General features: G+C 71.7%; 5 protein-coding genes. 4 read left to right on the top strand and 1 reads right to left on the bottom strand.

All coding sequences use genetic code 11. The features are described from left to right. Together VN520_RS18900 and VN520_RS18895 are read left to right on the top strand one after the other, a co-directional pair. The coding region (locus VN520_RS18900; RefSeq protein ID WP_325748097.1) for an isochorismate synthase at window positions 1-916 on the top strand (916 nt) is incomplete at its 5' end. A gap of 92 nt (window positions 917-1,008) precedes the next feature. Further along, a complete protein-coding gene (locus VN520_RS18895; RefSeq protein WP_325748096.1) occupies window positions 1,009-1,995 on the top strand; it encodes an IS481 family transposase in 987 nt (328 codons plus the stop codon). On the opposite strand, the gene VN520_RS18890 is transcribed toward VN520_RS18895, so the two are convergent. Continuing rightward, window positions 1,918-2,331: a hypothetical protein gene (locus VN520_RS18890; RefSeq protein WP_325748095.1), complete on the bottom strand. Its 414-nt coding sequence runs from the start codon at window positions 2,329-2,331 to the stop codon at window positions 1,918-1,920. The genes VN520_RS18895 and VN520_RS18890 overlap by 78 nt on opposite strands. Window positions 2,332-2,489: 158 nt before the next feature. On the opposite strand from VN520_RS18890, the gene VN520_RS18885 reads away from it, so the two are divergent. After that, window positions 2,490-3,191 (top strand): response regulator transcription factor, encoded by a 702-nt coding sequence (locus VN520_RS18885; protein WP_325748094.1) that lies wholly within the window; start codon window positions 2,490-2,492, stop codon window positions 3,189-3,191. Beyond that, on the top strand, window positions 3,188-3,413 hold a 226-nt coding region (locus VN520_RS18880; RefSeq protein ID WP_325748093.1), incomplete at its 3' end, for a hypothetical protein. The genes VN520_RS18885 and VN520_RS18880, both read left to right, overlap by 4 nt.

The raw sequence follows: 3,413 nt of genomic DNA, 5'->3' as shown, positions 1-3,413 counted from the left end.
CCCCGGGGCCCTCGACGAGCGGGAGTGGACCGAGGCCGTGCGCGAGGGCGTCGGGCGGATCCGCGAAGGACGGCTGGAGAAGCTGGTGCTGGCCCGGGACGTCGTGGCCCGGCTGGACGCGCCCCTCGACCCCGTGGCCGTGGTCCGCGACCTCGCCCACCGCTACGAGCAGTGCTGGACGTACTGCGTCGGCTTCGGCGACGACGCCGGGACGGGGACGGGCCGGCTGGTGGGGGCGACCCCGGAGATGCTCGTGCAGGTGTTCGACGGCGTGGCCCACGCCCGGGTGCTCGCGGGCACGCTGGACCGGGACGCGGTGCCGGCCGCCGAGGACCCGCAGGCCTTCGCGGCCCGCGTGCTCGGCGAGTCCGAGAAGCAGCAGCACGAGCACGGCTTCGCGATCGACTCCTTGGTGGCGTCCCTCGCCCCGTACACGGAGGTCGTGACGACCTCGCCGGAGCCGTTCATCCTCGAGCTGCCCAACGTGTGGCACCTCGCCTCGGACGTCACCGCCGTGCTGCGGCCCGGGCCCGCGGGGGACCCGCCGTCCTCCCTGGAGCTAGCGGAGGCCCTGCACCCCACGGCCGCCGTGTGCGGGACGCCCACCGCCGTGGCCGCCGCCACGATCCCCGAGCTCGAGCAGATGGACCGGGGCCTGTACGCGGGCCCCGTGGGCTGGCTCGACGCCGCCGGCAACGGCGACTGGGGCATCGCCCTGCGCGGCGCGGTGCAGGAGGACGAGCACACCGTGCGGCTCTTCGCCGGCTGCGGCCTCGTGGCCGCGTCCGATCCCGAGGCGGAGCTCGCCGAGACCTGGGCGAAGCTGCGGCCCATGCTCCAGGCCCTGGGCCTGCGCCCGGCGGCCGCGGCCGTAGCGGCCGCCGGGCGCGGGGCCCCGGAGGCCTCCGCGCTCTAGCTGTACTGACCCACCAGGTTGTTGATGACAGGAGAGACCTCCGGGTCGAGTGTGGAGTTGTCTAGATTCCGGCCCGACCACGGAGGTCTCCCATGTCACACGCTAACGCCCGCCTGACTCCGGCGGGACGGCGCATCCTGATCGATCGCATCACGACCGGGCGCCCGGTGGCGCACGTGGCCGCCGAGATGGGGATCTCGGCCACCACGGCCTGGCGATGGTGGCGCCGTTTCCAGGAGGAGGGCCCGGCCGGACTGATCGACCGACCATCGAGGCCACACTCCTGCCCGCACCGCACCCGCCCGTGTGTCGAGACCCGGATCCGCATCACCCGGTTCCTGCTGCGGCGAGGGCCTCTGGTCATCGCCCGGGCCACCGGGGTGCCGGCGGCCACGGTGGGCCGGGTCCTCGCCCGCTACGCCACCCCCTCGCTGTCGGCGGTGGATCCGCTCACCGGCACGGTGATCCGCACCAGCCGGGCCACGTCCCGGCGTTACGAGCACCCTCATCCGGGGTCGTTGGTGCACCTGGATGTGAAGAAACTCGGCCGGATTCCCGACGGCGGTGGCTGGCGGGCCGATCCGGCCCAGAGCGCGGCCGTGCACCGCACCAGCCACGACAGGCTCGGCTACGACTTCGTGCACACCGCCATCGACGACCACTCCCGTCTGGCCTACGCCGAGATCCATGCCGACGAGAGGGGCGCGACCTGCGCGGGGTTCCTGGCCCGGGCCGCGGCTTACTTCGCCGGCCACGGCATCCCCAGAATCGAGCGGGTGCTCACCGACAACGCCTTCGGTTACCGCAAGTCCACGGCATTCCGCGCCGCGGTGGCGGCCCTAGGCGCACGACAAAAGTTCATCAAACCGCACTGCCCGTGGACCAACGGCAAGGCCGAACGGCTCAACCGCACCCTGACCACCGAGTGGGCCTACGCCCGCGCCTACACCAGCAACGAAGACCGTGCCCAGGCCTTGCCGCAATGGCTGGAGCACTACAACCTAGACAGACCCCACACCGGCATCGGCGGCCTGTGCCCGATCGACCGCATCACCAACGCTGCGGGTCAGTACAACTAGCCCGACCGGTTCGGGCAGGTCGGTCCCATCCCCGGGGTGGCCCGAGGCCAGATACCGCCCGTCCATGGTGATGAAGCCCATGAGGTCCACGACCGGTCCCACTGGGTTCAGTTTCCGTTCCTTCAGGCGGAACAGGCCCTCGTGGGTGGCCAGCAGGATCGTGCCCGTGCCTGTATCGCGGGTGATGGCGTGCACGTGGGTGATCGCCGTATCAGTACCGCCGCCTGAGGGTGCAGGGGCGGTGGACTCCGACTGCGGAGAGCAAGCCACTAGGGCACTTGTACCGAGCAGGCCGAGGCCACCGGCGAGCAGACGTCTGCGGGTCAGGGGATTCATGGGTCCTTTCCGCCTCGCACCACACCGCGAGGACCACCCACCATTCTCGATCGGTCAGCCTGGGAACCTGCGGCGCTTTCCTTGAAGGTTTGGCGAAGATTCCACCCCCCACCCGCCTTCGGGCCGGAGGCGGCAGGGACCGGGGCGACACTGAAGTCATGAACCCTGGCATCGATGCGGCGCCCGGGCGGGTGCTGGTGGTTGACGACGAAAAACCTCTGGCGCAGATGGTCGCCACCTACCTCACCCGAGCCGGCTACGACGTCGCCCAGGCCCACACCGGCCCCGACGCCGTGGACGCCGCCCGCGCCCAGGAGCCGGACGTCGTCGTCCTGGACCTGGGGCTACCCGGGATGGACGGAATCGAGGTCTGCCGGAAGCTGCGGGAATCCTCCGAGTGCTACGTGCTGATGCTCACCGCCCGCGGCGACGAGGAGGACAAGCTGACCGGGCTGGCGGCGGGGGCCGACGACTACATCACCAAGCCCTTCAGCGTCCGCGAACTCGTCGCCCGGGTGGCCGCGGTGATGCGCCGACCCCGCACCACCGTGGCGGCTGCCGAGCAGGCCCGGGTGTTCGGGGACCTGACCGTCGACCTCACCGCCCACGAAGCGCGACTGGGTGAAGAGCCGGTGGGGCTGACCCGCACCGAGTTCGACCTGCTGGTCGCCCTGTCGACCCACCCGCACCAGGCGCTGACCCGCCGTCAGCTCATCGACATCGTCTGGGACCCCGCCTGGGTGGGCGATGAGCGGCTGGTGGACGTGCACATCGGGCACCTGCGCCGCAAGCTCGGCAAGGACCCGAGCCGCTACATCGACACCGTGCGCGGGATCGGCTACCGGATGGTGGCCCGATGAGCCCGCAACGACGTCCCCGGGGGCTGGCCTGGCGGTTCTTCCTGGCCCAGGCCATCGTGGCGGCCGTCAGCATCCTCGCCGCGGTGGTCGTCGCTTCCCTGGCCGGCCCGCCGATCTTCCACGAACACCTCGTGCGCGCTGGGGCCGGGACCGATCCCACGCAGGTGATGCATGTGGAGCGGGCCTACCGCGACGCCAACCTCTGGACGCTGGGGGTGGCCC

It is taken from the genome of Streptomyces sp. (genome assembly GCF_035563135.1).
GTDB lineage: Bacteria > Actinomycetota > Actinomycetes > Streptomycetales > Streptomycetaceae > Streptomyces.
Note: the sequence above shows the minus strand (reverse complement) of the source record. Positions and strands in the feature narration are given on the sequence as shown.